Consider the following 25,805-nt stretch of genomic DNA (forward strand, 5'->3'; position numbering starts at 1 on the left):
GTGCCGACAGGTCGGGGGCGGCGGGGGCCGTGGAACAGGCGGCGACCGCCAGCATGACGAGGCCAGCGAGGCTGAGATGGATGACGGGGGTCATGAGGTTCTCTAAAGCTCCGGGCATCCGCTCCGCGCGGCACCAGGGCACAAGCTGAGCCGTAAACCCGCCGGAAGCTCGACCGTATTGTGTTCGGTCGTCGCCTGAAGCGTGGCCGTATCGCGGCACCGGACCGAGATTGCCGACGAAATTGTTGAAGAACCCGAGGATCTTACCCTGACACCCCCCGCCCGCCTTTCCGCCGCCATCGAGGTCCTCGCCGATATCGCCGCGCGCCGCCGCCCCGCCGCCGATGCCCTGAAGGACTGGGGCCTCTCCCACCGCTTCGCCGGATCGGGCGACCGGGCCGCCATCGCCAGCCTCGTCTACGACGCCCTGCGTCGTCGCGCCTCCGCCGCCTGGATCATGGCCGACGAGAGCCCGCGGAGCCTCGTCATCGGCACGCTGCGGCTTCAGTACGGCCTCGCCGCTCCCACCGTCGCGCAGATGTTCAGCGGGGAGCGCTTCGCCCCGGCGCCCCTGACGACGGACGAGCGTGTTCGCCTGGCCGAGGGGACCCTGGTCGGCGCGCCGTTGCACGTCGCCGGGGATGTGCCCGAATGGGTCCTACCATCCCTCGAAGCCGCCTTCGGCGCCGAGATCCTGGACGAGCTGCGCGCCCTCGGCCGCCGCGCCCCGCTGGATATCCGGGTCAATACCCTGAAGCGCAGCCGGGCGGAGGCGCTGGCCGGCCTTGCTCATCTCGCGCCGGAGCCGACTCCGTACGCGCCGAACGGCCTGCGCATCCCCATCGGCGAGGATGGGCGCGGCCCCGCCCTGCATGTCGAGCCGGAATTCATCGACGGCTGGTACGAGATCCAGGACGAGGGCTCGCAGCTTGCGAGCCTGCTGAGCGGCGCGCGGCCCGGCGAGACCGTGATCGACCTCTGCGCCGGCGGCGGCGGGAAGACCCTGAGTCTGGCCGCGATGATGGAAAATTCCGGAAAGCTGGTGGCCAGCGACGATGATCCGCGCCGACTGGTTCCGATCCATGAGCGGCTGCGCCGCGCGGGCGCCGTCGCGGAGATCCGAACACCCCGTGCCGGTAAGGCCCGCACCGACGTCCTCGGGGACCTCGACGGCAGCGCGGATCGCGTCCTCGTCGATGCGCCCTGCACCGGCTCCGGCACCTGGCGACGCAATCCCGACGCGAAGTGGCGGATGCGCCCGAACGCGCTGACCACGCGCATCGCCGACCAGGCTACGGTGCTCGATCGGGCGGCGCGGCTGGTGCGCCCCGGTGGGCGCATCACCTACGTCACCTGCTCGCTTCTGCCCGAGGAGAACGATGCGGCCATCGCGGCCCTGCTCGCGCGTTGTCCCGGCGATTTTTCGGTGGTCGCGGCCTCGGAGGTCATTGCCGCCTGCACGCCCAGCGTCGCACCCGCCGTTCGGCTCACCCGGCACGGGCTCCAGATGAGTCCCGCCCGTACGGGGAGCGACGGCTTCTACGTCGCCACTCTGGAACGTAGGGGCTGAAACGAGAAATGGCCCTGCGAAGGGCCATTCCGGAAGTCCCAACGGTCTCTGGCGAGAAACCGCAGCGCGCCCGCTCGAAAGCAGCGCGATTCACCTCCTAGAAGCAGCGGCGCTTGCGTACCACGACCACCCGGCCCAGGGGCCCGCGGCGCTTGGTGACCACGGTCTTGCAACGGGGGCCGCGGATCACCCGGCGCTCGACGATGCGAACCTGCTCGATGCCGCTCGTCGGTGCGACACCGGCCGGAACCGGCAGTGCGGAGGCGGAGGTAGCGCCGAAGCCTGCGAGGGCGAGGGTGGCAATCCCGAAGATGGTGGCTCTCATGGCTGAGGCTCCTATTCGTTGCTGGGGCGCACGGTGTCGACGGTCCGCCGTGAACAACCGGTTAACGAAAACCGGTGCCACATCCCCAGCCGGATCGCCGCTGCAAGGCGGCTGTGCGAGCCCCTCCGTTGCACCGGATCGAGGCCTCGTCTAACTCCGGTTTCATGACGACAGAACACGACAAGATCCTCATCGTGGATTTCGGCAGCCAGGTGACGCAGCTCATCGCGCGCCGCGTGCGCGAGGAGGGGGTCTATTGCGAGATCGTCCCCTTCACCAAGGCGGCCGAGGCGTTCGCGGAGACGAAGCCCAAGGGCGTGATCCTCTCGGGTGGCCCCGAATCGGTCACCACCGAGGCCTCCCCCCGGACGCCGCAAATCGTCTTCGATTCCGGCGTGCCGGTCTTCGGCATCTGCTACGGGCAGCAGACCATGGCCGCTCAGCTCGGCGGCGAGGTCGAGGGTGGACACCATGCCGAGTTCGGCCGGGCCGAGATCGAGATCCTGTCGGAATGCCCCCTGTTCAAGGGTGTCTGGCATGTGGGCGAGCACTATCCCGTCTGGATGAGCCACGGCGACCGCGTCACCAAACTACCGGATGGCTTCACCACCGTGGCGATGTCGAAGAACGCTCCGTTTGCGGCCGTGGCGGACGAGGCGCGCAGCTACTACGCCGTACAGTTCCACCCAGAGGTGGCGCATACGCCGCACGGCGCCCTGCTGATCCGCAATTTCGTTCGCGACATCGCCGGCTGTTCCGGCGATTGGACCATGGGTGCCTACCGCGAAGAGGCGATCGAGAAAATTCGCGCGCAGGTCGGCAAGGAACGGGTGATCTGCGGCCTGTCCGGCGGCGTCGACTCCGCTGTGGCGGCGGTCCTGATACATGAGGCGATCGGCGAGCAGCTCACCTGCGTCTTCGTGGATCACGGCCTCCTGCGCATGGGTGAGGCCGAAGAGGTCGTTCGCCTCTTCCGCGACCACTATAACATCCCACTCGTTCACGTCGAAGCGCAGGACCTGTTCCTCGGCGAACTGACCGGCGTCAGCGACCCAGAGCAGAAGCGCAAGACGATCGGGCGCCTGTTCATCGACGTGTTCGAGGCAGAGTCGAAGAAGATCGGTGGCGCGGCCTTCCTCGCCCAGGGCACCCTCTATCCGGATGTGATCGAGAGCGTCTCCTTCACGGGCGGCCCCTCCGTCACGATCAAATCCCACCATAATGTCGGCGGCCTGCCCGAGCGCATGAACATGCAGCTCGTCGAGCCCCTGCGGGAATTGTTCAAGGACGAGGTTCGGGTGCTCGGTAAGGAACTCGGGCTTCCGGAGGCCTTCGTCGGTCGCCACCCCTTCCCGGGGCCGGGCCTCGCTATCCGCTGCCCGGGCACGATCACCCCGGAAAAGCTGGAAGCGTTGCGCAAGGCGGATGCCATCTACCTCGAAGAGATCCGCAAGGCCGGACTCTACGACACGATCTGGCAGGCCTTCGCGGTGATCCTACCCGTGAAGACCGTCGGCGTGATGGGCGACGGCCGCACATACGACCATGTCTGCGCCCTCCGCGCTGTGACCTCGGTCGATGGCATGACAGCCGATTTCTTCCCTTTCGACATGACGTTCCTGGGCCGCGTCGCAACCCGGATCATCAACGAGGTCAAGGGAATCAACCGCGTGACCTACGACATTACCTCGAAGCCCCCGGGCACGATCGAGTGGGAATGAATTTTGGCTCGTAGGCGCTCGCTCGAAAGATTTCGCAGTCACGCCTATCGCCACCGGCAAAATAAAACGCCTTTCGAGCGTGAAGACCCTTGCTGCGGGCCATTTGGCATGTAGTATACCAAAGGTCCCTCCCAGGGATTCATGTGACGCAACTTTAACCCCGCAAACCCTAGGGTCTGCGGGGTTTTGTCGTCTCGATCTTCTGCGTGACCAGATATCGGATTTCAGGACGAGCACGAGAAAGCCTCCGTCGGATTTCCCGTCACCGGGGCTCCCGCTTCATCGGCAGGGAGGTCGTGTCCGCTCCGGGATTTGTGATGCGACTGAAACTGAATCGGCCACGCTTGTATCTCGGGCGGGGCCCCTCTACAGACCGACGCGCTATCCGGTCGGATCGGATTAGTGCACACACGCGAAGACGCGCGAGATTCATTCGATGACTGACCCTCAGGGTTCGTTCGCTCCACTCGCCGGCCTGAAGCATCGCACGCAGATCTCAATTCTGTTAGCCGCCTCAATCCTTTGCGTTGCTGGATTTCTGTGGCTCCCCGGCACGTTCGCGGGTGCCGCGACCTCGCCGACGCCGGCTGCGGTCACGGTTGCGCCGTCAGGTCCGGGCGAATTCGTCCTCAGCGCCGACCAACTCGCGGCCATCGAAATCGAGACGGTGGAACAGCGCCTCTTCTACGAGGAGATCACCACCGAGGGTAAGATCGGCGTCGACGAGTATCAGGCGACGCCCGTGTTCTCGCCCTATCCCGGCCGCGTCATCGCGATCTTCGCGCGCACCGGCGAGCAGGTGCAGAAGGGCGAGCGCCTGTTCTCGATCCAGGCGAACGAGATGGTGCAGGCTCAGAACGACTATCTTGCCGCGCTCAACGTACTCGCGAAGGCCCGTTCGCAGCTCGGCTACGCCCAGGCCGCCGAGAAGCGTCTGCACGACCTCTACGATTCGCGGGTCACCACCCTGCGTGAACTCCAATCGGCGCAAAACGACCTGAATACCGCGACCAACGACGCTCGCACGGCCGAGGTCGGCCTCGAAGCGGTGCGCAACCGGCTGCGCATTCTCGGACTGCGCGACGACGAGGTCGCCAACCTGCAGAAGGGTTCGATCAATCCCGAGACGGCGATTAACGCGCCGCTCAAGGGAACCATCATCCAGCGTAAGATCGGGCCGGGTCAATATGTCGGTACCGGCGGCGGCGATCCTTCCTACATCATCGGCGACCTGTCCAAGGTCTGGTTGATCGCGCAGCTGCGCGAGCCGGATGCCGCCAAGGTCGATCTCGGCGACCGCCTCAAGTTCCGTGTCCTGGCCTACCCCGACAAGGTCTTCGAGGGTCGGATCAACTTCATCGGGTCCTCGGTCGATCCCACGACCCGGCGCATCACGGTCCGGGCCGACATCGACAACAGCCAGAATCTGCTGAAGCCCGAGATGTACGCCACAGTGCGCATCATCAACGAGCGCGAGACCCTGTCTCAGTCAGTCCCGCGCGCCGCGGTGGTTCTGGAAGGCAGCAAGGCCAGCGTCTGGGTGCTCAAGGCCGACAATTCGGTCGAGAACCGTCGCGTCAAGCCCGGGATCATCGACGGAGCCAAGATCGAGATCCTCGAAGGGCTCGCGACGGGCGAGCGCGTGATCTCGCGCGGCTCCCTGTTCATCGACCGGATGGTGACCCGGGGCTGATCCGTCGGCCTCCGGCAGCAGGAAACCCACCCATGACCGGCCTTGTCCATCTCGCGCTGCGCCAGCGTGCCCTGGTGGTGCTCGCGTTCGTTCTGTTGCTGGCCTGCGGGCTCGTGGCGTTCCGGACCCTCAACATCGAGGCCTATCCCGACCCCACGCCGCCGATGATCGACGTGATCACGCAGGCGCCTGGCCTGTCGGGCGAGGAGATCGAACGCTACGTCACGGTGCCGATCGAAGTGATCACTTCAGGCCTGCCGAACCTGAAGCAGGTCCGTTCGGTCTCGCTCTACGGCCTGTCGGACGTAAAGCTGCAGTTCGGCTTCGAATTCAGCTACCGCGAGGCGGAGCAGCAGGTGCTGAATCGGCTGGCCCAGCTCGACGCTCTGCCGAATGGCGCCAAGCCCACCATCTCTCCAGTGAGTCCGATCGGCGAGATATTCCGCTACAAGCTCACTGCGCCCGCGGGCTACAGCGTCCTCGATCTCAAGTCCCTTCAGGACTGGGTGCTGCGCCGCCGCTTCCGGGCCGTGCCGGGCGTGATCGATGTGATCGGTTGGGGCGGCAAGACCAAGACCTTCGACATCGCCGTCGACCTCGATCGGCTCACGGCCTACGGACTGACCCTGTCCGGCGTCGTGAAGACACTCAACGACAGCAATCTCAATGTCGGCGGCAACCGGATCAATCTCGGCACCCAATCCGCGGTGGTGCGCGGCGTCGGCCTGATCCGTTCGACCGACGACATCGGCGACACCGTGCTGACGCAGTCGGGCGGCGCCCCGGTGCTGGTCAAGGATGTCGCCACCGTCACCATCGGGCATCAGCCACGCCTCGGCATCGCCGGTATGAACGACGACGACGACATCGTGCAGGGCATCGTGCTGATGCGTCGCGGCGAGGAAAGCACACCGACAATCGAGGCCGTGCAGGCGGAGGTGGGCCGCATCGAGGCCATGGGGCTGCTACCGCCCGGCGTGAAGATCGAACGGATCTACGACCGCGCCGATCTCATCGCGGTCACGACCCATACGGTTCTGCACAACATGCTCGTCGGCATCGTGCTGATCCTGATCGTGCAATGGCTGTTTCTCGGTAACCTGCGCAGTGCTCTCATCGTGGTGGCGACGATCCCCTTCGCGCTGTTCTTCGCCGTCATCATCCTAGTGGTGCGTGGCGAGTCGGCGAACCTTCTGTCCGTCGGCGCTCTCGATTTTGGGCTGATCGTCGACGGGACGGTGATCATGGTCGAGGCGATCTTCCGACGGCTCTCCGGCCACGGCGCGCCGACCGGGGAGATCGTGAGGCCGGGCCTCGCCGGCAAGCTTCTGCGCATCCGCCAAGCCTCGGGCGACGTCAGCCGCTCGATCGTCTTCGCGGCGATCATCATCGTGACCGGCTTCCTGCCCCTCTTCACCCTCACGGGCGTGGAAGGGCACATCTTCGGGCCGATGGCGCAGACCTACGCCTATGCGCTTCTCGGCGGCCTCATCGCCACCTTCACGGTGACGCCGGTCCTTTCCGCCTACCTGCTGCCGGCCCATGTCGAGGAGGTCGAGACGATCCTCGTGCGCACGCTCGACCGTCTCTACCGGCCCGCCATCCGCGCCGCGTTGGGCAACCGCATCCTCACCCTCGGTCTCGCATTGCTGCTCACTGCCGGAGTCGGCGTGGCGGGGCGCCAACTCGGCCTCGAGTTCTTGCCCAAACTCGAAGAGGGCAATCTCTGGCTCCGCGCCACCATGCCGGCCACGATCTCGCTCGAGGAGGGCAACCTCTACGTCAACCGCATCCGGCGCATCATCGCCGCGGTGCCCGAGGTCGAGAGCGTGGTCTCCCAGCACGGCCGGCCGGATGACGGCACGGACGCCGCAGGCTTCTTCAACGGGGAATTCTTCGCGCCCCTCAAACCGGCGGAGAAGTGGCGCCCCGGCATGTCCAAGGATCGGATGGTCGGGGATCTGCTCGACCGGCTGCGCACCGACTTCCCCGGCGTCGAATTCAACGTCTCGCAATACCTGCAGGACAACGTGGCGGAGGCGGTCTCCGGCATCAAGGGCGAAAACTCCTTCAAGGTTTTCGGGTCCGATCTCGAAACTCTGACCGAGGTCGCCAACCGCGTCGAGGCCGTGCTGCGCAGGGTGCCGGGCGTCACCGATCTCGGCGTGTTCACCTCGCTGGGGCAGCCGACGGTGCAAATCGACGTCGATCGCGTCCGTGCGGCGCGCTACGGCCTCACCCCCGGCGACATCAACGCCACGGTGCGCACCGCCATCGGTGGCGACAGCGCCGGTGATCTCTACGACAGCGGGTCGGACCGACACTACCCGATCGTCATCCGCCTTGCCGAACAGTTCCGCCAAAGCGTCGCCTCCATCCGCAACCTGCGCATCTCGGGGCAGGGGCCGAACGGCACGCTGATGCAGGTACCCCTCAGCGAGGTCGCCCAGGTCGCCCTCGTCTCGGGCCCGGCCTACATCTATCGGGAAGGCCAGGAGCGTTACCTGCCCGTGAAGTTCAGCGTGCGCGATCGCGATCTCGGCAGTGCGATCCTGGAAGCGCGCGAGCGCGTCAACACCGAGGTCAGCTTGCCGCGCGGCTACCGCTTGGAACTCGTGGGCGAGTTCAACAACATGCAGGGTGCGTTGGCGCGCCTGTCGGTGACGGTGCCGATCGCCATCGGCCTGATCGCGATCCTACTGTTCATGAACTTCGGATCGGTCATCGACATGCTGCTGGCCCTCAGCGTCATCCCGATGGCTGCGGCCGGCGGCGTTCTGGCCCTGGTGATCACGGACACACCCTTCAGCGTTTCCGCGGCGATCGGGTTCATCGCGCTCCTCGGCATCGCCGTGATGGACGGCATCATCGTGCTGTCGCACTTCAACGGGCTGATCGCCGAGGGTGAGGAGCGGGTGCGGGCGATGCTGCGCACCTGCCACACGCAGCTCCGTCCCGTGGTGATGACGTGCGTCGTCGCCGGCGTCGGTCTCTTGCCGGCCGCCTTCTCCAACGGTGTTGGCTCGCAGGTTCAGAAACCCCTGGCGCTGGTCGTCGTCGGCGGCATGAGCCTGGCACCGCTCCTCATCCTGCTGATCCTGCCGGTGCTGATTCTCGCGCTGTCGCGGCGGAAACCCGGACCGGCCGAGGACGAAATCGAGCCGACGACGGCTTCACGTCCGGCATCCGTGACGGCCTGACGCCTGGAATTGGGTGTCGAAGGTGCCTGCGCAGGGCCCGAGGAGGTGGAGGTTCGGGTAAGGCGTCGATGGGGCCGCCCAAGTCGCACCTCGCGATGGCAGAGCCTCACCATGCGATCGAAACGATCGTTTTCCGGGGTACGACCCTTCAGGGGTGCAGCGATCTGCGTTCATGCGCAGGGCATGGCCCGCTCGAAAGCGGGCCGCGCATGAGAACCGAGCCGAAACTGCTCAGTTGTTGACGGTCAGCGTGGCCTTGGTCACCGGCATCTCCGGGGGCGTCGCATCCGCGATCTGGCCTGTCGCCGGATGCGGGGTCCGGGCGGTCATCCAGTCGGCGCCGATCTGAACGGACAGCATCAGCAGAAGCGCCGCCATCAGGGCGTTCGCGGCCCGCTGGAATGGACGAACGGAGAGCCGAACCGCCGCCTCGAGTCGATCCGCGTCCATCTCCGCGGAGGTCATCCGGTCCGAGATCGGGAGAAGCCACGGCTCGCTGGGGAGTGCCTGAAGCCCTCCCATTTCGTGAGCGCCCGGCAGGTTCTGGAACAGTCCGCTGGACATATCCGTACTCCTGGTTGGTGAGTGGCAGCCGAGTGTGGAAGGCTGATCATTCATATTCAGTTAATCTGACTTTTTGTTCATTTCAAGTTCAGGGTGGGAATGAGCGTCTCGTCGATCGCTCAACCTGTGTCCGATGGCACTCCTGAGGCCCTCTCGCGCGACGGTTTCTCCTCTCTCGCTCTGGGCAGCATCGAGATGGAGGGCGGCGGCCGGAGCGCTCGATCCCCGTCCAGGCCTGCCGGTGGGTTCTGCCGGCGATCAGCTCCGCAGCCCCGGCGCTTCCTGGCCTGTGCGCGCGACATATTCGGTGTAGCCGCCGCCATACTGGTGGATGCCGTCCGGGGTGAGTTCGAGGACCCGGTTCGACAGGGCGGCGAGGAAATGCCTGTCGTGGCTCACGAAGAGCATCGTCCCCTCGTAGTTGGCCAGGGCCGCGATGAGCATTTCCTTGGTGCCCATGTCAAGGTGGTTGGTGGGCTCGTCGAGGACGAGGAAATTCGGCGGGTCGTAGAGCATCCGCGCCATGACGAGGCGGGCCTTCTCGCCGCCCGACAGCACGCGGCAGCGCTTCTCGACATCATCGCCTGAGAAACCGAAGCAGCCCGCCAGCGCCCGGAGCGAGCCCTGGCCGGCCTGTGGGAAAGAATCCTCCAGGAAGCCGAAGACCGTGCGGTCGCCGTCCAGCACATCCATGGCGTGCTGCGCGAAGTAGCCGAGCTTCACACTGCCCCCCACCGCCACGCTGCCGTCGTCGGGTTCAGCGGTTCCGGTCACGAGCTTCAGCAGGGTCGACTTGCCGGCACCGTTGATGCCCATCACGCACCAGCGCTCGCGCCGGCGGATCGAGAAGTCGAGGCCCTCGTAGATCGTGCGGCTGCCGTAGCGCTTGTGTACGTTCTTGAGCATCACGACGTCGTCGCCCGAGCGTGGCGCCGGTAGGAACTCGAAGGCGACGCTCTGGCGGCGCTTGGGTGGCTCGACCCGCTCGATCTTGTCGAGCTTCTTCACCCGACTCTGCACCTGGGCGGCATGGGAAGCCCGTGCCTTGAAGCGCTCAATGAACTTGATCTCCTTGGCGAGCATCGCCTGCTGGCGCTCGAATTGGGCCTGCTGCTGCGTCTCGTTCAGCGCGCGCTGCTGCTCGTAGAACGCGTAGTCGCCCGAGTAGGTGGTGAGCTGCCCGCCGTCGATCTCGACGATCTTCGTGACGATGCGGTTCATGAACTCGCGGTCGTGCGAAGTCATCAGCAGCGCGCCTTCGTACCCCTTCAGGAAGGCCTCAAGCCAGATCAGGCTCTCCAGATCGAGGTGGTTGCTCGGCTCGTCGAGGAGCATGACGTCGGGGTTCATCAGGAGGATGCGGGCGAGCGCCACGCGCATCTTCCAGCCGCCCGAGAGCTTGCCGACGTCGCCGTCCATCATCTCCTGCGAAAAGCTGAGACCGGCCAGCACTTCGTAGGCACGGCCTTCGAGGGCATACCCGTCGAGTTCCTCGAAGCGGGCCTGGACCTCGCCGTAGCGCTCGATCAGCGCTTCCATCTCATCGGCCCGGTCGGGATCGGCCAAGGCCTGCTCGACCTCCTTGAGTTCCGCCCCAATCTCGCTGACCGGGCCGGCACCGTTCATGACCTCGGAAACGACGGTCCGGCCGGACATCTCGCCGACATCCTGACTGAAATACCCGATGGTGATGCCGCGATCGGCGGCGACCTGGCCTTCATCCGGCTGCTCCTCGCCGGTGATCATCCGGAACAGCGTGGTCTTGCCGGCGCCATTCGGGCCGACCAGGCCGACCTTCTCGCCCCGTTGCAGGGCGGCGGAGGCCTCGATGAAGACGATCTGGCGACCGTTCTGCTTGCCGATTTTTTCGAGGCGGATCATGGGGTCACGCGAAATGGGGCGGGTGCAGCGGCCTTACGGCATGCAGGCGCCCGGCGGTAGTGCAGCGCGGCACCGGACGGGTGCCTTCGGGCTCTGGCCGCCGATGGCTCTCCGTAGAGGGACCGGCTAGGGTCGCGTCTTCCTTTGCAGAACGGTCCCCCGCACCCGACGATGGTCCACACCGGCTACAATCCAGCGCTCGTCGCCCTGTCCATCTCCATCGCGGTGTTCGCGTCCTACACAGCCCTGGACCTCGGAGGCCGCGTCGGCGGTACGGGGTCGAGGCGGGGCTGGGGCTGGATCGCGGGCGCGGCGGTCGCGATGGGTGGGGGCATCTGGTCGATGCACTTCGTGGGTATGCTGGCCTTCGAGATGGGGATGCCGGCTTCCTACGACCTGCCCACCACCCTGCTGTCTCTGGCCCTCGCGGTCATCTTCACGGGCGCGGCCTTCGCCTGGATCCGCCATCGAAGCGCGACGAAGCGCGACCTTCTGGTGGCCGGTCCCGTGATGGGGCTCGGTGTCGCAGCGATGCACTATACCGGGATGGCGGCCATGCGGGTGCCGGGCAACCTCGCCTATCACTGGCCGGTGGTAGCGCTCTCCATCCTGATCGCCGTCACCGCCGCGACCACCGCACTCTGGCTTACCTTCCGGCAGAACAGCGTCTGGCAAAAGCTCATCGCGGCCGTCGTCATGGGCATCGCGGTGGCGGGCATGCACTACACCGGCATGGCGGCCGCGACCTTCACGGCCGAAGAGGCGGTGGCCCAGGCGGCCCATGTGGCGGTTCTCAGCCACGCTCAGCAGAACCTCGCGCTCGCAGTCTCGGGGGCGACCTTCCTGATCCTTTTCCTGGCGATGCTGGCGTCTTCTTTCGACCAGCAGCGGGTCCAGACCGACCTGCGCGCCAGCGAGGCGCGCTTCCGCGCCGCGATCCAGGCCGTGCGCGGGGTGCTCTGGACGAACGATGCCGAAGGACGAATGCTCGGCGAGCAGCCCGGCTGGTCCGCGATCACGGGCCAGGCCCGCGCCGCCTACGAGGGCTACGGCTGGGCCGAGGCCGTACACCCGGATGACAAGCAGGCGAGCATCGAGGCCTGGAACGAGACGGTGCGGGAGCGCCGGACTTTCGTCCACGAACACCGGGTGCGCTCGGCGGACGGAAGCTGGCGCCACTATGCGATCCGGGCGGTGCCGGTGATGGATGCCCTCGGCGTGATCCAGGAATGGGTGGGCGTGCACACCGACATCACCGAGCAGCGCCTCGCGGAGGCCGAGCTGCGCGAATCCAACGAGGAGATCCAGCGCTACGCCTATATCGTCAGCCACGACCTGCGCGCGCCGCTGGTGAATGTCATGGGCTTCACCAGCGAGTTGGAGGCGACCCGCGAGGACGTCCGCGCGGCTCTCGGTCAGCATCCGCAGGCCGAACGGATCGACGCCGATCTCGGCGAGGCTCTCGGCTTCATCAAGGCGGCCGTGACCCGGATGGAGAGCCTGATCGCCGCCATCCTGAAGCTGTCGCGGGAGGGGCGGCGCACCTTCTCGCCAGAGCCGATCGATATGACGGCGCTCCTGAACCGGATCGCCGACGCCCAGCGCCACCAGACCGAGCAGGCGGGCGCCCAGGTGCTCGTCGCGCCCGGCCTTCCGACGATCAAGGCGGATCGGCTCGCCCTCGAGCAGATCTTCGGGAACCTGATCGACAACGCGGTGAAGTACCTCGACCCCGCCCGCCCCGGCCGGATCGAAATCCGCGCCGACGCCGTCGGCGGGCGCCGGGTCCGCTTCAGCGTCGCCGACAACGGGCGCGGCATCGCCCCACGCGACCATGCCCGGGTCTTCGAACTCTTCCGCCGTTCGGGCGCCCAGGACAAACCGGGCGAGGGAATCGGGCTCGCCCACGTCAAGGCGCTGGTGCGCTCCCTCGGTGGCCGGATCGACGTCGCATCGGAACTGGGGGTCGGGACAACCTTCGGCGTGACGCTGCCGCGCGAGACCGCTACAGGTCTTGCGTCGTCCAGTCTTGGACAGGACGGGCCGCCGGTGCGGCTCGCCGCAGAATAAGGTTCCGGCCAGCGTGAACGCCGTCGAAATCGTCATGATCGAGGACGATGAGGGCCATGCCCGCCTGATCGAGCGCAACATCCGCCGTGCGGGCGTGAACAACGTCATCCTGCCCTTCCGGGACGGGACGTCGGCCCTTGAATACCTCCTCGGCGCCGATGGAACCGGCGAGGCCAGCGCCAAGCGGCATCTGCTCATCCTCCTCGACCTCAACCTGCCGGACATGACCGGCATCGACATTCTCGAGAAGGTGAAGGCGAACCCCCACACCAAGCGCTCGCCGGTCGTGGTCCTCACCACCACGGACGACCAGCGCGAGATCCAGCGCTGCTACGATCTCGGCGCGAACGTCTACATCACCAAGCCCGTGAATTATGAGGGGTTCGCCAACGCGATCCGCCAGCTCGGGCTGTTCTTCTCGGTCATGCAGGTGCCGGAAAACCCATGAAGCCCGCACGCTCATGACCGGACCCGAGCCTCCAGGCCGCGGTCGCGTCCTCTACATCGACGACGACCCCGGCCTGGGGCGGCTCGTGCAGCGCGCCCTCGCGGCGCGCGGCTACGTCGTGGAACTCGCCCTCGACGGCGATGCCGGACTCGTGCGCCTGGGGCAGGGCGGCATCGACGTCGTGGCCCTCGATCATCACATGCCGGGTCAGACCGGCCTCGACATCCTGCCCGCCATCCGCGCGCTGCCGGAGGCACCCCCGGTGGTCTACGTCACCGGCTCGGAGGACAGCCGCGTGGCGGTGGCGGCGCTCAAGGCGGGGGCCGTGGACTACGTCTGGAAGGACCTCCAGGGCCAGTTCCGCGAGCTCCTCGGGGAGGCCGTCGATACCGCCCTGCGGCAGGAGGCATTGCGGCGGGACAAGGAGCGGGCCGAGCAGGCGGTACGGGAGGCGCGCGACCGGGCGGAGATCATGCTGCGGGAGGTGAATCACCGCGTCGCCAATTCGCTGGCGCTGGTGGCGGCGCTGGCGCACATGCAGACCAACGCGGTCGCGGACCCGGCCGCGAAGGCCGCGCTCCGGGAGATGCAGGCGCGGATCTCGGCGATCGCGGGCATCCACCGCCGGCTCTACACCTCCGACGACGTCGAGGCGGTGGACCTCGACGCCTACCTGGCGAGCCTCGTGGAGGAGCTCCAGGCGGCCATGAAGGCGGCCGGGCGCGACCACGCCATCCGCCTCGACGCGGCGCCGGTCCGGCTCGCCACCGACAAGGCGGTCTCGGTCGGCGTGGTCGTCACCGAGCTCGTGACCAACGCCTACAAATACGCCTATCCCCCTGAGATACCTGGGGAAATCCGGGTCTCCGTCGCCCGCTGCGGCGCCGATGGCCTGACCCTGACGGTGGAGGATGACGGCATCGGCTGGACCGGCGAGGGCGAGCCGCGGGGCACCGGCCTCGGCTCGCGCATCATCCGGGCGATGGCGGCGAACCTGCGCTCGGCCCTGATCTACGACGGCGGTCCGGTCGGGACCCGGGCGACGCTCTCCTTCCAGGACTGAGATTTCCTCAGACCAGTGCGCCGGCATTCATGATCCCGTCGGGGTCGAGGCTGCGCTTGACGGCCTCGATCAGGCGCAGGCGGGCCGGATCGGCGTAGCGTTCGAGCAGGTCGCGCTTGAAGCGGCCGATGCCGTATTCCGCGCTGTATCCGCCCCCGTATTCCAGCGCGATCGCGTAGAGGTCGTGCGCGAAACCCGCCTCGATCTCGCGCGTGAAGGCCAGCCGGTCGCGCCCCGGCGGGACGACGAGATTGTAGTGCAGGTTGCCGTCGCCGACATGGCCGTAGACCGAGAGGCGGACGTCCGGCAGGCGCTCGGCCAGCAGGGCGGCGCCGCGGTCGAGGAAATCGGTCAGGCGGGAGATCGGCACGGCGATATCGTGCTTGACCGATCCGCCGGCATGCTTCTCCCCCTCGGGAATCGTTTCGCGCACCGCCCAGAAGGCGCGGCGCTGGGTCTCGGACTGGGCGAGCACCGCGTCGACGACCCAGCCCCGTTCCATCAGGGCTTCGAGGCAGCCCAGCAGGACGTCGTCGAGGGGGATGCGGTCGGAGGAGGCGGTGAGTTCGAGGAGCACCGCCCCGCCGGGGCCTGCCTTCAGCCCGGTCTCGGCGCCGCGCATCGCGGTGACGAGGCCGAGGGAGGAGGCCGAGATCAGCTCGAAGGTCGAGGCGAGGTCGGAGGTCTCCCGGCGCACCAGCGCGGCCATCTCGGGGATCGGCGCTCCTTCGGCGAGTTCGAGCCAGGCGGTCGCCCGCTGGCCCTGGGCCGGCCAGAGCTTGAGCACCACCCCGGTGATGATGCCGAGCGTGCCCTCGGCGCCGATGAAGAGCTGCTTCAGGTCGTAGCCGATGTTGTTCTTGCGCAGGGTCCGCATGTCGGAGAACAGCGACCCGTCCGGCAGCACCACCTCCAGGCCGAGGACGAGGTCGCGGGCCATGCCGTAGCGCAGCACCTGGAGGCCGCCCGCATTGGTGCCGAGGTTGCCGCCGAGGCGGCAGCTGCCTTCGGAGCCGAGGCTCAGCGGCAGGAACAGCCCGTCCGCCTCGGCCGCCGCCTGGGCGTCGGCCAGGATGGTCCCGGCATCGCAGGAGAGGGTGAAGTTCAGGGGGTCGACGGCGCGGATGCGGGTCATCCGCTCCAGGCTGACCACGAGCTGGCGCCGGCCGGGCTCCGGCGTCGCCCCGCCGACATAGCCCGTGTTGCCGCCCTGGGGCACGAGGCCGAAGCCGTGGGTCCGGGCGAGCCCGACGAGGCCCTGGACCTCCGCGACGCTGCGCGGGCGCAGCACGGCGGGGGTCTCGCCCTGCATCAGGTCGCGCTGGTCCCGGGTGTAGCGCCCCGTCAGGGCGGGGTCGGCGAGGACCCCGCCGGGGCCGAGCAGGGCCTCGAACGGGGCGAGGGCGTCGCGGTCCGAGAGGGATTCCGGCATGGGGGCTCTTCCGGCAGGGCGCTTCGTGGCTGGCCGCGCACAGGTTCGGCCTTCGGGGTCGAACCATGTCGCGCGGCCGCCCCGAAGGAAAGCGCTCGCCTTTCAACGGGAGGAGACGTGTCAGCCCCCGGACGAGCCCGGCAACTCAGCCGTTGCGGAAGGTATAGCTGTAGCCGTTGAGCGCCGGGGCGCCGCCGAGATGGGCGTAGAGCACCTTCGAGCCCTTGGGGAAGAAGCCCTTCTGCACGAGGTCGATCATGCCCTGCATCGACTTCCCCTCGTAAACGGGGTCGGTGATCATGCCCTCCAGGCGGGCCGAGAGGCGGATGGCCTCGACGGTCTCCTTCGAGGGCATGCCGTAGACCGGGTAGGCGTAGTCCTCGTTGAGCACGATGTCGTCGGCGGTGATGGCCGGGGCGCCGATGAGCGCGGCGGTGTTGCGGGCGATCTCCAGCACCTGCGCCTTGGTCTGGGCCGGGGTGCAGGAGGCGTCAATGCCGATGACGTTGCGGGCGCGCCCGTCGGCGGCGAAGCCCACCACCATGCCCGCATGGGTCGAGCCGGTCACGGTGCAGACCACGATGTAGTCGAAGTGCAGGCCCATCTCGGCCTCCTGGGCGCGGACTTCTTCCGCGAAGCCCACGAAGCCGAGGCCGCCGAACTTGTGCACCGAGGCGCCGGCCGGGATCGCGTAGGGCTTACCGCCCCGGGCCTTCACGTCCGCGATGGCCTTGGTCCAGCTCTCGCGGATGCCGATGTCGAAGCCGTCGTCCACGAGCTGGGTCTCGGCGCCCATGATGCGGGACAGCATGATGTTGCCGACGCGGTCGTAGACGGCGTCCTCATGCGGCACCCAGGCCTCCTGGATCAGCCGGCACTTCATGCCGATCTTGGCCGCCACCGCCGCCACCATGCGGGTGTGGTTGGACTGGACGCCGCCGATGGTCACCAGGGTGTCGGCCCCGCTCGCGATGGCGTCGGGCACGATGTATTCGAGCTTGCGCAGCTTGTTGCCGCCATAGGCCAGGCCGGAATTGCAGTCCTCGCGCTTGGCGTAGATCAGCACGTCGCCGCCCAGATGCGCGGTCAGGCGGGGCAGGTGCTCGATCGGGGTCGGGCCGAAGGTGAGGGGATAGCGCTCGAATTTCGACAGCATGGGCGGGGTCCTTCGTGGTCGTCCCGAAAAACTAGCAAACGCTTCGCGAAAGGTGCTCTCGAAATCGAGGCTCGAATTTTGCGATGTCGGCCCCGAAGCTGCCTCCGGCGCATCGTCGTTGCGTTTTTACCACCCCAAACGAAAGGATCTTTCATGGACGCTGGGCTGGACCGCATGGATCTCAAGATCCTGCGCCTGCTCCAGGCGGACGGGCGCATGGGCAATGCTGAGATCGCCAAGCGGGTGAACACCAGCGCGGCCACCTGCCACCGGCGCATCCAGCGCCTGTTCGACGAGGGCTACGTCCGGGGCGTGCGGGCGCAGATCGCGCCCGAGAAGGTCGGGCGCGGCTCGCTGGTGATGGTCGGGGTGGTGCTCGACCGCTCGACGCCGGAGAGCTTCGCCGCCTTCGAGGCCGCCGCGCGCGCCATGCCGATGGTGCTCGACTGCCATCTCGTGGCCGGCGATTTCGACTACTTCCTCAAGATCCGCGTCTCCGACATGGCGGATTTCAACCGCCTCCACAGCGCGACGCTGATCGCCCTGCCGGGGGTCCGCCAGACCCGGACCTTCTTCGTGATGAAGGAGGTGGTGGACAATGCGCCGCTGGACATCTGAGAGGGATGGTCGATCCGGCGCTCCCGTGCCCCGGGGGAACGGACTCTCCCGCCCTCCGCCCGGAGCTCCCCGTCATCCCGGGGCCGCGCAGCGGAGCCCGGCTTCCAGGTCCGCAGGCCGGGCAAGCCCTTACGCGGTCGGCGGCTCTGGATTGCACGTCGCTGGCGCGCCCCTTCGGATCCGGGCTCGCCTGCGGCGCCCCGGAATGACGGGGTGGAGTTTTCGGGAGGGGTGAGAGGCGGGGGCGGCTCCGCCGGCCCCGCGCCCGCGACTTGCACCACCGCGTCATCCCGGCGCGGCGGCGCCGGCCAGCCTATCTCCGGTCCGACGAGGCCACCCGCGCGAGACCCGACACGGCTTTCTCACCCGGACGGAGAGGGGACTCGCGCGGTCCGCGAGATATGCGAAGAGGGCGGTCCCGCAGACGCGGGACATCCGCCCGATCAGCCGAGGAATAAAGGGTCACGCCCATGTCCGATCAGCCGCAGGGAATTCCGGAGGCCGTGCGCGCGGGGCGTCCGACGGTGTGGCGCAACCCCGGGAGCCGCCCGGCCGCCGAGATCCTGCCCGGCCTTGCCTTCGGCCTCGCCGAAATCCGCGCGGCGGAGGCCCGCTGGCGCCGGTTCGATCCGCTGCTGAAGGCCCTGTTTCCCGAACTCGAGACCGGGCGGATCGATTCGCCCCTGCTGGCGCTGGCGCCGGACGTCGCCGCCCATGTCTGCGGCGGCGCCGGGCCGGCGGTCCGCGTCAAAGCCGACCACGACTTGCCGGTGACGGGCTGCATCAAGGCGCGCGGCGGCGTCTACGAGGTGCTGGTCACCGCCGAGCGGCTCGCCCTGGCCCAGGGCTGGCTGCAGGCGGGCGAGTCCTATGCGCGCCTGGCCGAGCCGGAGATCCGGGCCGCCTTCGGCGCCTTCACCGTGGCGGTGGGCAGCACCGGCAATCTCGGCTTCAGCGTCGGCGTGATGGCGCGCGCCCTCGGCTTTCGGGTCGAGGTCCACATGTCCCACGACGCCAAGGCCTGGAAGAAGCAGCGGCTGCGCGACATCGGCGCCCGGGTGGTGGAGCATGCCGGCGATTACGGCAGCGCGGTCGCGGCGGCCCGGGACGCCTTCGCGGGCCGGGCGGATGCGCATTTCGTCGACGACGAGAGCTCGGTGGACCTCTTCCTCGGCTACGCCGCCGCGGCCTTCGACCTGCAGCGCCAGCTGGCGGCGGCCGGCATCCGGGTCGATGCCGGGCAGCCCCTGGTGGTCTACCTGCCCTGCGGGGTCGGCGGCGCGCCGGGGGGCGTCACCCTGGGGCTGAAGCTCCTGTTCGGCGATGCGGTGCACTGCGTCTTCGTCGAGCCGGTCGCCGCGCCCTGCATGCTGGTGCAGCTCGCCGCCGGGCTCGACCGGCCGGTCAGCGTCTACGACATCGGCCTCGACAACCGCACCGCCGCCGACGGCCTCGCGGTGTCGAGCGCCTCGCTCCTCGTCGCCGGCACCGTCGGGCCCCTCGTCGAGGCCGTCGTCACGGTGGCGGATTCCGCGCTCTTCGCCGGGGTGCGCGACCTCTGGCAACGGGCGGCCCTGCGCCTCGAACCCTCGGCGGCGGCGGCCTTCGCGGCGGTCGCTCCGACCCTGGCGGCCCGGCCGGACTGGCGCGGCGCCACCCAGGTGGTGTGGACCACCGGCGGGGCCTTGCTGCCCGAGGCGGAGTTCCAGAAGGCGCTCGCGGCGGCGTGAGGGGGGGCGGCCGGGGGGCAGGTCCATCACCCCCGTGCCCTCCGCCTACAGCACCCCGTCATCCCGGGGCCGCAGGGTGTACCGAACCTGACGCCGTCGGCGTTTCCGGATGGCACGCCGCTGGCGCGCCCCTGCGGGTCCGGGCTCGTCTTCGGGGCCCCGGAATGTCGGTGCGGATCTGTCGGCGATCGGAACGCCTGCAGCTAGTCGAGATCGGAGGCAGGCAGGGGCGGCTCCGCCCGCGGACACTCGGCCGCGTAGGCGTTCAGGATCGACGGCAGCAGGCCCGGGAAGCGGGCTTCCACCTCGTCCCAGCGCGAGTGATTGCGCATCTCGACGCCGTGGCGCTCGCTGCGGATCAGCCCGGCCTCGCGCAGCACCTTGAAGTGGTTGGAGAGGGAGGATTTCGGGATCACCCGGTCGCCCACCGCCGAGAGCGCGGAGCAGGCCTCGACGCAGCCCGCGCGCATGATGTTGGCGAAGATCGCGGCCCGATCCGGGTCGGCCAGCGCGTGCAGGATCGCACGCGTCTGCAGGTCCTCGGGGGCCGGATGGAACAGCGGTCTCATGTTTTCGACATATGGGGCCTTGATCCGCACTTCGGAAGTTCCGAACTTCAGAACTATGGGAGCCGAGGTGCCGCTGCGGCGCCGGCCCATACCGAAAGGCTGCACAGATGTCGAAGCTACAGGGCAAGGTCGCCGTCGTCACGGGCGCATCGAAGGGCATCGGCGCGGGCATCGCCCGGGCGCTGGCGCGGGACGGCGCGGCGGTGGTGGTCAACTACGCCTCGAGCCAGGCGGGGGCGGACGCGGTGGTCTCGGCGATCACCGCCGAAGGGGGCCGGGCGATCGCGGTCCGGGCGGACGTCTCCAAGGCCGCGGAGGCGCAGGCCCTGATCGAGGCGGCGGTCTCGCGGTTCGGCCGGCTCGACGTGCTGGTCAACAATTCCGGCGTCTACGAATTCGCCGCGATCGAGGAGATCACGGAGGCGCATTACCGCCGGCTCTTCGACGTCAACGTGCTCGGCGTCCTGCTCGCCTCCCAGGCGGCGGCCAAGCACCTCGGGGAGGGCGGGAGCATCGTCAACATCTCCTCGGCCATCACCCATGTCAGCACGCCGGCCGCCGCGGTCTATAGCGGGACCAAGGGCGCCGTGAACGCGATCTCCGGGGTACTGGCCAACGAGCTCGCCCCGCGCCGCATCCGCGTCAACACGGTCAGCCCGGGCTACGTGACGACCGAGGGCACGCACAGCGCCGGCGTGGCCGGCTCGGAGATGGAGACCGGGCTCATCGCCCAGACGCCGCTCGGGCGCGCCGGACACCCGGGCGACATCGCCGACGTGGTCGCCTTCCTGGCCTCGGACGACGCGCGCTGGCTCACCGGCGAGAACATCACCGCCAGCGGCGGCCTCCGCTGAGCCGCCCGGTCCGACCCCGGATGCCCCGACGGGGTGTCCGAGGCCGGAGCCGGCCCGGTCAGAGGCCCGGCGGCACCCAGATCGGCAGGGCCCCGGCGTCGACGGCGCGCGGGAGCAGGCCCTCGGCGCGGAAGGCGTCCGCGATGGTCTGCTGCTCGGACAGCCCCGCGCGGGTCACCGCCTCGACCCGGTAGCTGCGCCGGGCGTTCGCTTGGGCGACGATGGCGGGGTCGAGCTTCCAGAGGGCGCCAAGGCGGGCGGCGGCGGCCTCCGGGTTTGCCTTCACCCAGGTCCCGGTCTCGCGCAGCTTGCCGAACAGGAGCGCGAGCACGTCGGCGCGCTGCGTCGCGTAGTCGGCGCCGGCGAGGTAGTAGCGCTTGTACTGGGACAGGCCGGTGCCGTCCCGGAGGATACGGGCGCCGGTCTGCTGTTCGGCCGCCGACAGGAACGGGTCCCAGGCGACCCAGGCCTCGGCGCTGCCGCTGGCCAGAGCCGCGCGCCCGTCCGCCGGCGTCAGGTAGGCCGGGTTGATCGCCTTGAAGGGGAGCTTCTCCGCCGCCAGGGCGGCCAGCAGCAGGTAGTGGCTGCCGGCCCCCTTGGTCACCGCGACCTTGCGGCCCTTGAGGTCGGCCACCGACCGGATCGGCGAATCGGCGGCGACCAGGATCGCCTGCGCGGTCGGCGAGGGGGCCTCCTCGGCGATGTAGGCGATCCGCGCCTGGGCGGCCTGGGCGAAGATCGGCACGGTGTCGGCGACATCCGCCGAGACGTCGATCTGCCCGGCATTGAGCGCCTCCATGATCGGCAGGCCGCTGGTGAACTCGTGCCACGAGACGGTGACGGCGAGCGGCGCCAGGGCCTTCTCCAGGGCGGCGTCCTCCTTGAGGAGGGCGATCAGCGTCGAGGATTTCTGGAAGCCGATGCGGAGCCTGGCCCCCTCGGCCGCCCGGCCGGCGCCGGGGGCGAGGGCGAGGAGGCTCAAGCCGGCGGCGGCGCGCAGGGCGTGGCGGCGATGGATCATGGATCGGGGTCTCGTCTCGTCAGGGATGCTTGTGGATCGGGTCGACCCAGTGGACGGTCTCGGGCCGCTCGACGGGCTCGACGTCGGTGATGTTGACCACCACCGCCTCGTTGTCGGAGCGCACCAGGACGCAGTTCAGGGGCTGGTCCGGGTCGGCGTTGATCTCCTGGTGCGGCACGTAGGGCGGCACGAAGATGAAGTCGCCGGGGCCGGCCTCGGCCACGTATTCGAGCCGGTCGCCCCAGCGCATCCGGGCGCGGCCCGAGACCACGTAGATCACGCTCTCCAGGGCGCCGTGGTGATGGACGCCGGTCTTGGCGTCGGGGGCGATCGCCACGGTGCCGGCCCAGATCTTCTGGGCGCCGACCCGGGCATGGTTGATCGCCGCCTGCCGGAACATGCCCGGCGTCTGGGCCGTGTTGGCGTCGAGCCTGTCGCCGGGGATCACCCGCACGCCGTCGTGCTTCCAGCGCTCGGCCGCCTCGTGGGCGTGTCCGTGGTCGTTGTGGTCATGGTCGTGGGGATGATCGTGGTCGCCGTGCATGGATCGCCTCTCGCGCTTTGGGTCGCGGCCTATCGTACCGCGGCGGCGCCGGGTTCGAAGCTGCGATCGAGGATCGCCTCGGCCTTCGGCGCGCGGGCCGGCGGGATCAGCCCGGCGCGCACGTAGAGGTCGATGTTGCGCTGCTCGTCGGCGATCACAGCGTCGTCGATCGGCACGGCCCGGTACTGGGCCCGGGCGAACCAGCGCAGGGGCACCGCCTCGGGCAGGCCGATCAGCTTCGACCAGATTGCGGCGTAGGGGGCGGGGTCCTTCAGGGCCCAGTCCCGCGCAGCCACGAGGCGCCGGCCGAAATCGGCGAGCTGCGCCCGCTTGGTCTTCAGCGCCGCCTCGCTCGCCACCGCGAAGCTGAGGCCCGGCGTGATGCCGTTGCCGTCCCGGACCACCCGGGCGAGGCCGGCGAGCTCGGCGGTGGAGGTGTAGGGCTCCCAGGTCGCCCAGGCGTCGACGCTGCCGCTGGCGAGAGCGATCTTGGCGTCCGCCGGCGGCAGGAAGCGCAGGGTGACGGCGCTGGCCGGCAGGCCCGCCTCCTCCAGCGCCGCCAGCACGACCTGGTGGCCGATGGAGCCGCGGTTGGTGGCGATGCTCTTCCCCTTCAGGTCCGCGACGGACCGGATCGGCGAGTCCTGCGCGACCAGGATGGCGAGGCCGTCCTGCCGGTTGCGGAAGGCCAGGAACGCCTTGACCGGCACCCCGGCGGCGGCCGCGAAGGTGAAGGGCGCGTCGCCGACCCCGCCGGCGTCGATCGCCCCGGCATTGAGCGCCTCCAGCAGCGGAGCGGCGGCGGGGAACTCGCTCCAGTCGAGGCGGTAGGGCAGGTCGGAGAGCACCCCGGCCGCCTCCATCAGCGCGCGGGCGTTGCCGCGCTGGTCGCCGACGCGCAGAACCGTCTCGTCGGCGCGGGCGAACCCAGCGAGGGCGAGGAGCGCGAGGGCCGCGAGGGGGAACCGCATCACGCCGCCTCCGCCCGGGTGCCGCGCCGGGCCAGGAGCCGGTGGAAGGCCGGGATCAGGGTGCGGCCATACGCGAGAGCGTCCTCCAGCGGGTCGAAGCCGCGGATCAGGAAGGTGCGCACCCCGAGGTCGTGATAGGCGAGCAAGGCCTCGGCGACCTGCTCGGGCGTGCCGACCAGCGCGGTGGAGTTGCCCGACGCCCCGGTCTCCCGCGCGATGGCGGTGTAGAGCCGGGTGTCGAGGCGGTTGCCCTGCGCGGCCGCCGCCAGCAGCCTTCGCGAGCCCTCGTTCTGCGGGGTGGCCGCGGGCCCGAGCCCCTGCGCGGCCCGGGTGGCGCGGGTCCGGGCCAGGATGTCCTCCGCCCGCGCCCAGGCGGCCTCCTCGGTCTCGGCCAGGATCGGCCGGAACGACAGGCTGAAGCGCGGGTCGCGCCCGTGCGGGGCCGCCGCCGCACGGACCTGCCGAATCGCCTCGCGGACCTGGTCGAGGCTCTCGCCCCAGAGGGCGTAGGTGTCGGCGTGGCGGCCCGCCACCGCGATGGCGGCCGGCGAAGCGCCGCCGAAATAGACCGGGATGCCGCGCGGATCGACCGGCTTCACCTCGGAGAAGCCACGGTCGACCCGGTAATGCGCGCCGGCGAAGTCGAAGGGGCTCGCGGCGGTCCAGACCTGCCGGGCGATCGTCAGGAACTCGTCGGTGCGGGCGTAGCGCGCGTCCTTGGTCAGGTGATCGCCGTCCTGGGCGAGCTCGCGGTCGTCGCCGCCGCTGATGGCGTGGATGGCGACGCGCCCCCCGGTGAGCTGGTCGAGGGTCGCGAACTGGCGCGCGGCCACCGTCGGGGCAGTGAAGCCGGTGCGGTGGGCGATCATCAGGCCGATGCGGTCGGTCACCGCCGCGATCTGCGCCGAGAGCAGGAGCGCGTCGGGCGCGGTGGCGTAGAACGCCACCAGGATGCGGTCGAACCCGCCCCATTCATGCGCCTGGGCGAGCAGGCGCAGATAGTCCCGGTCGATGGCCGGGCCGGTGGGCGCGTGGATCTCGGACTGGTGGCGCGGGGCGGCGAAGCCGATGAACTCGACGGCGTCGGGGCTGAGGAAGCTCATGGGGTCTCCTTGCGGCGTGGGGCGGAGGCGTGAAGGCCGGAGTCAGAGGGAGAGCGCGGCCCGGCCGGCGGCCGTTCGCACGGCATCGCCCTGGGGCCAGTGGATGCGCCCGCACAGGACGTCGCGCAGGTGCCGCTCCAGCGGGTTGGCGCGGGACAGGCCGGGATTGCCGGACAGCTCCACCGCCCGCTGCACCACCGCGACCGCGTTCTCGGTCACGGTGAGCTTGAGGAAGCCGGATTCCTCGGGGGAGGGGGCGGCGCCCCGGTCCGTCTCCGCGGCGAGCGCGCGGATCAGGCGGGCGTCGAGGGCCAGGAGCCGCGCGTTCTCGCCGACCGCCTCCTGGAAGCGGGGCAGGGTGGCGAGGCTGTCGCCGAGGCTCGCCGGACGACGACCCTGGGCGAAGGCGACGAGCCAGGCCTGGGCCGCCCGGGCGACGCCGTCGTAGAGGGCGGCGATCAGCACGCCGTTCCAGGCCTGCTGGTCCGGATCGGGCACCCGCCAGCCCTCCGGGGCGCGCAGATCCACCGCGTGGTCGTGCGGCACCCACACGTCGTCGAAGGTCACGTCGTGGCTGCCGCTGGCGCGCAGGCCCAGATGGTCCCAGCTCTCGACCACGCGGACGCCCGGCGCATCCATCGGCACCAGGAGGTTGCCGATGCGCGGCGCGGCCTCGTCGGTGCGGGCGAAGACGAGGCCGTAGGCGAGGGCGGGGCTGCCGGTGGAGAAGATCTTGCGGCCGCTGACACGCCACCCGTCGGCGGTCGCCCGCGCCACCGTCGCGGGGATGCCGCCGCGCGCCGGCGTCCCGAGATCCGGCTCGACCCGCAGGGCGTTGATCAGGGCGCCGTCCGCCACGGCGGCCCGCCCGACCCGGTCCGCGAGGCCGGCGGGCCACGATCCGGGCCGGGCGATCAGCGCCTGCTGGATGAGGTGCATCGCCAGGACCAGGGCCGTCGACGGGTCGCCCTGCGCCAGGGCGCCAACCGTCGAAGCGGCCTGACCGAGGCCGGCCCCGGCACCGCCCAGCCGCTCCGGCACGGTCAGGCCCAGGAGCCCCGCGCTCCGCAATGCGGCGATGTTGCCGTGCGCGAACTGCCCGGTGCGGTCGGACTCCGCCGCCCGCTCGGCAAAGCGCGCGGCGAGGGCGGCAACGGGGTCACGCGTGGGGGAAGCGGATGGCATCGGGCGGGGCTGGACTCGCGATGTTCGGGGCGCGCGAGCGCGGGATTCGGGCGGCCCGGCCAGGGGCCGCCGCACCCGACCATCGTC

The 25,805-nt window shown here is 69.4% G+C and carries 21 protein-coding genes; 10 read left to right on the forward strand and 11 right to left on the reverse strand.

The features are described from left to right. Positions 1–268 precede the first annotated feature (268 nt). Positions 269–1,570, forward strand: a complete 1,302-nt coding sequence (locus AC3WLN_RS12770) for an RsmB/NOP family class I SAM-dependent RNA methyltransferase (RefSeq protein ID WP_492481771.1) — start codon at positions 269–271, stop codon at positions 1,568–1,570. Positions 1,571–1,667: 97 nt separating this feature from the next. On the opposite strand, the gene AC3WLN_RS12775 is transcribed toward AC3WLN_RS12770, so the two are convergent. Continuing rightward, positions 1,668–1,895 carry a hypothetical protein gene (locus AC3WLN_RS12775; protein ID WP_492481701.1) on the reverse strand — a complete coding sequence of 76 codons (228 nt, stop codon included), beginning with the start codon at positions 1,893–1,895 and terminating at the stop codon, positions 1,668–1,670. Positions 1,896–2,059: 164 nt separating this feature from the next. Here AC3WLN_RS12775 and guaA point away from each other — a divergent pair, with 164 nt between their 5' ends. The 3 genes from guaA to AC3WLN_RS12790 all read left to right on the forward strand — a co-directional run bounded on the left by guaA (position 2,060) and on the right by AC3WLN_RS12790 (position 8,509). Beyond that, entirely contained in the window at positions 2,060–3,616 is a 1,557-nt protein-coding gene (gene guaA / locus AC3WLN_RS12780; protein ID WP_492481703.1) for a glutamine-hydrolyzing GMP synthase, read from the forward strand. A 667-nt stretch (positions 3,617–4,283) separates the two neighbouring features. Then, positions 4,284–5,309: an efflux RND transporter periplasmic adaptor subunit gene (locus tag AC3WLN_RS12785; protein ID WP_492481705.1), complete on the forward strand. Its 1,026-nt coding sequence runs from the start codon at positions 4,284–4,286 to the stop codon at positions 5,307–5,309. A gap of 32 nt (positions 5,310–5,341) precedes the next feature. Continuing rightward, the gene (locus AC3WLN_RS12790) at positions 5,342–8,509 is read left to right on the forward strand and encodes an efflux RND transporter permease subunit (protein WP_492481707.1); all 3,168 of its coding nucleotides are present in this window, start codon (positions 5,342–5,344) and stop codon (positions 8,507–8,509) included. A 231-nt stretch (positions 8,510–8,740) separates the two neighbouring features. Here the strand turns inward: AC3WLN_RS12790 and AC3WLN_RS12795 are convergent, their stop codons facing one another. Next, on the reverse strand, positions 8,741–9,073 hold the full coding sequence (locus tag AC3WLN_RS12795; protein WP_492481709.1) for a hypothetical protein: 333 nt from the start codon (positions 9,071–9,073) through the stop codon (positions 8,741–8,743). 258 nt (positions 9,074–9,331) lie between these two features. Next, positions 9,332–10,954, reverse strand: coding sequence for an ABC-F family ATP-binding cassette domain-containing protein (locus tag AC3WLN_RS12800; RefSeq protein ID WP_492481710.1), 1,623 nt, complete (start codon positions 10,952–10,954; stop codon positions 9,332–9,334). A 171-nt stretch (positions 10,955–11,125) separates the two neighbouring features. Between AC3WLN_RS12800 and AC3WLN_RS12805 the strand changes: the two genes are divergently transcribed. From AC3WLN_RS12805 to AC3WLN_RS12815, 3 genes are read left to right on the forward strand one after another with little or no spacing between them, the layout of a single operon-like run. Continuing rightward, positions 11,126–13,024, forward strand: coding sequence for an MHYT domain-containing protein (locus tag AC3WLN_RS12805; protein ID WP_492481773.1), 1,899 nt, complete (start codon positions 11,126–11,128; stop codon positions 13,022–13,024). 34 nt (positions 13,025–13,058) lie between these two features. Next, positions 13,059–13,472 (forward strand): response regulator, encoded by a 414-nt coding sequence (locus AC3WLN_RS12810; protein ID WP_463780484.1) that lies wholly within the window; start codon positions 13,059–13,061, stop codon positions 13,470–13,472. A 13-nt stretch (positions 13,473–13,485) separates the two neighbouring features. Then, complete coding sequence (locus tag AC3WLN_RS12815; protein ID WP_492481712.1) at positions 13,486–14,535, forward strand: sensor histidine kinase; 1,050 nt, start codon at positions 13,486–13,488, stop codon at positions 14,533–14,535. A gap of 7 nt (positions 14,536–14,542) precedes the next feature. Here AC3WLN_RS12815 and AC3WLN_RS12820 read toward each other — a convergent pair whose 3' ends face one another. Both AC3WLN_RS12820 and AC3WLN_RS12825 read right to left on the reverse strand, forming a co-directional pair. After that, on the reverse strand, positions 14,543–15,967 hold the full coding sequence (locus AC3WLN_RS12820) for an FAD-binding oxidoreductase (protein WP_492481714.1): 1,425 nt from the start codon (positions 15,965–15,967) through the stop codon (positions 14,543–14,545). Between the two features lie 145 nt (positions 15,968–16,112). Next, entirely contained in the window at positions 16,113–17,123 is a 1,011-nt protein-coding gene (locus AC3WLN_RS12825) for a 1-aminocyclopropane-1-carboxylate deaminase (protein WP_492481716.1), read from the reverse strand. Positions 17,124–17,276: 153 nt separating this feature from the next. On the opposite strand from AC3WLN_RS12825, the gene AC3WLN_RS12830 reads away from it, so the two are divergent. Both AC3WLN_RS12830 and dsdA read left to right on the forward strand, forming a co-directional pair. Further along, complete coding sequence (locus AC3WLN_RS12830; protein ID WP_055953482.1) at positions 17,277–17,741, forward strand: Lrp/AsnC family transcriptional regulator; 465 nt, start codon at positions 17,277–17,279, stop codon at positions 17,739–17,741. A 470-nt stretch (positions 17,742–18,211) separates the two neighbouring features. Beyond that, positions 18,212–19,471, forward strand: a complete 1,260-nt coding sequence (dsdA, locus tag AC3WLN_RS12835; protein ID WP_492481718.1) for a D-serine ammonia-lyase — start codon at positions 18,212–18,214, stop codon at positions 19,469–19,471. A 203-nt stretch (positions 19,472–19,674) separates the two neighbouring features. Here dsdA and AC3WLN_RS12840 read toward each other — a convergent pair whose 3' ends face one another. After that, on the reverse strand, positions 19,675–20,040 hold the full coding sequence (locus AC3WLN_RS12840) for an ArsR/SmtB family transcription factor (RefSeq protein ID WP_492481720.1): 366 nt from the start codon (positions 20,038–20,040) through the stop codon (positions 19,675–19,677). Between the two features lie 107 nt (positions 20,041–20,147). Here AC3WLN_RS12840 and AC3WLN_RS12845 point away from each other — a divergent pair, with 107 nt between their 5' ends. Beyond that, entirely contained in the window at positions 20,148–20,894 is a 747-nt protein-coding gene (locus AC3WLN_RS12845; protein ID WP_492481722.1) for a glucose 1-dehydrogenase, read from the forward strand. 58 nt (positions 20,895–20,952) lie between these two features. On the opposite strand, the gene AC3WLN_RS12850 is transcribed toward AC3WLN_RS12845, so the two are convergent. Genes AC3WLN_RS12850 through AC3WLN_RS12870 form a run of 5 tightly spaced genes read right to left on the reverse strand, consistent with a single transcriptional unit; the run spans position 20,953 to position 25,718 of the window. Then, positions 20,953–21,915 carry an aliphatic sulfonate ABC transporter substrate-binding protein gene (locus AC3WLN_RS12850; RefSeq protein WP_492481724.1) on the reverse strand — a complete coding sequence of 321 codons (963 nt, stop codon included), beginning with the start codon at positions 21,913–21,915 and terminating at the stop codon, positions 20,953–20,955. Between the two features lie 19 nt (positions 21,916–21,934). Continuing rightward, positions 21,935–22,459: a cupin domain-containing protein gene (locus AC3WLN_RS12855; RefSeq protein WP_492481726.1), complete on the reverse strand. Its 525-nt coding sequence runs from the start codon at positions 22,457–22,459 to the stop codon at positions 21,935–21,937. 29 nt (positions 22,460–22,488) lie between these two features. Then, complete coding sequence (locus AC3WLN_RS12860; protein ID WP_492481728.1) at positions 22,489–23,430, reverse strand: ABC transporter substrate-binding protein; 942 nt, start codon at positions 23,428–23,430, stop codon at positions 22,489–22,491. Beyond that, positions 23,430–24,533, reverse strand: coding sequence for an LLM class flavin-dependent oxidoreductase (locus AC3WLN_RS12865; protein ID WP_492481730.1), 1,104 nt, complete (start codon positions 24,531–24,533; stop codon positions 23,430–23,432). The genes AC3WLN_RS12860 and AC3WLN_RS12865 overlap by 1 nt, the downstream gene beginning before the upstream one ends. A 42-nt stretch (positions 24,534–24,575) precedes the next feature. Further along, positions 24,576–25,718, reverse strand: a complete 1,143-nt coding sequence (locus AC3WLN_RS12870; protein WP_492481732.1) for an acyl-CoA dehydrogenase family protein — start codon at positions 25,716–25,718, stop codon at positions 24,576–24,578. Positions 25,719–25,805 lie beyond the last annotated feature (87 nt).

The organism is Methylobacterium sp. FW306-05-D, assembly GCF_058782155.1.

Excerpts from the sequence above, each read along its gene's own strand:
- AC3WLN_RS12810 (WP_463780484.1), top strand. The coding sequence starts at position 13,059 with ATGATCGAGGACGATGAGGGCCATGCCCGCCTGATCGAGCGCAACATC.
- AC3WLN_RS12795 (WP_492481709.1), bottom strand. The coding sequence starts at position 9,073 with ATGTCCAGCGGACTGTTCCAGAACCTGCCGGGCGCTCACGAAATGGGA.
- AC3WLN_RS12850 (WP_492481724.1), bottom strand. The coding sequence starts at position 21,915 with ATGATCCATCGCCGCCACGCCCTGCGCGCCGCCGCCGGCTTGAGCCTC.
- AC3WLN_RS12830 (WP_055953482.1), top strand. The coding sequence starts at position 17,277 with ATGGACGCTGGGCTGGACCGCATGGATCTCAAGATCCTGCGCCTGCTC.
- AC3WLN_RS12805 (WP_492481773.1), top strand. The coding sequence starts at position 11,126 with ATGGTCCACACCGGCTACAATCCAGCGCTCGTCGCCCTGTCCATCTCC.
- AC3WLN_RS12790 (WP_492481707.1), top strand. The coding sequence starts at position 5,342 with ATGACCGGCCTTGTCCATCTCGCGCTGCGCCAGCGTGCCCTGGTGGTG.
- AC3WLN_RS12855 (WP_492481726.1), bottom strand. The coding sequence starts at position 22,459 with ATGCACGGCGACCACGATCATCCCCACGACCATGACCACAACGACCAC.
- dsdA (WP_492481718.1), top strand. The coding sequence starts at position 18,212 with ATGTCCGATCAGCCGCAGGGAATTCCGGAGGCCGTGCGCGCGGGGCGT.
- AC3WLN_RS12825 (WP_492481716.1), bottom strand. The coding sequence starts at position 17,123 with ATGCTGTCGAAATTCGAGCGCTATCCCCTCACCTTCGGCCCGACCCCG.
- AC3WLN_RS12815 (WP_492481712.1), top strand. The coding sequence starts at position 13,486 with ATGACCGGACCCGAGCCTCCAGGCCGCGGTCGCGTCCTCTACATCGAC.
- AC3WLN_RS12800 (WP_492481710.1), bottom strand. The coding sequence starts at position 10,954 with ATGATCCGCCTCGAAAAAATCGGCAAGCAGAACGGTCGCCAGATCGTC.
- AC3WLN_RS12775 (WP_492481701.1), bottom strand. The coding sequence starts at position 1,895 with ATGAGAGCCACCATCTTCGGGATTGCCACCCTCGCCCTCGCAGGCTTC.
- AC3WLN_RS12820 (WP_492481714.1), bottom strand. The coding sequence starts at position 15,967 with ATGCCGGAATCCCTCTCGGACCGCGACGCCCTCGCCCCGTTCGAGGCC.
- AC3WLN_RS12870 (WP_492481732.1), bottom strand. The coding sequence starts at position 25,718 with ATGCCATCCGCTTCCCCCACGCGTGACCCCGTTGCCGCCCTCGCCGCG.
- AC3WLN_RS12860 (WP_492481728.1), bottom strand. The coding sequence starts at position 23,430 with ATGCGGTTCCCCCTCGCGGCCCTCGCGCTCCTCGCCCTCGCTGGGTTC.
- AC3WLN_RS12865 (WP_492481730.1), bottom strand. The coding sequence starts at position 24,533 with ATGAGCTTCCTCAGCCCCGACGCCGTCGAGTTCATCGGCTTCGCCGCC.
- AC3WLN_RS12840 (WP_492481720.1), bottom strand. The coding sequence starts at position 20,040 with ATGAGACCGCTGTTCCATCCGGCCCCCGAGGACCTGCAGACGCGTGCG.
- guaA (WP_492481703.1), top strand. The coding sequence starts at position 2,060 with ATGACGACAGAACACGACAAGATCCTCATCGTGGATTTCGGCAGCCAG.
- AC3WLN_RS12845 (WP_492481722.1), top strand. The coding sequence starts at position 20,148 with ATGTCGAAGCTACAGGGCAAGGTCGCCGTCGTCACGGGCGCATCGAAG.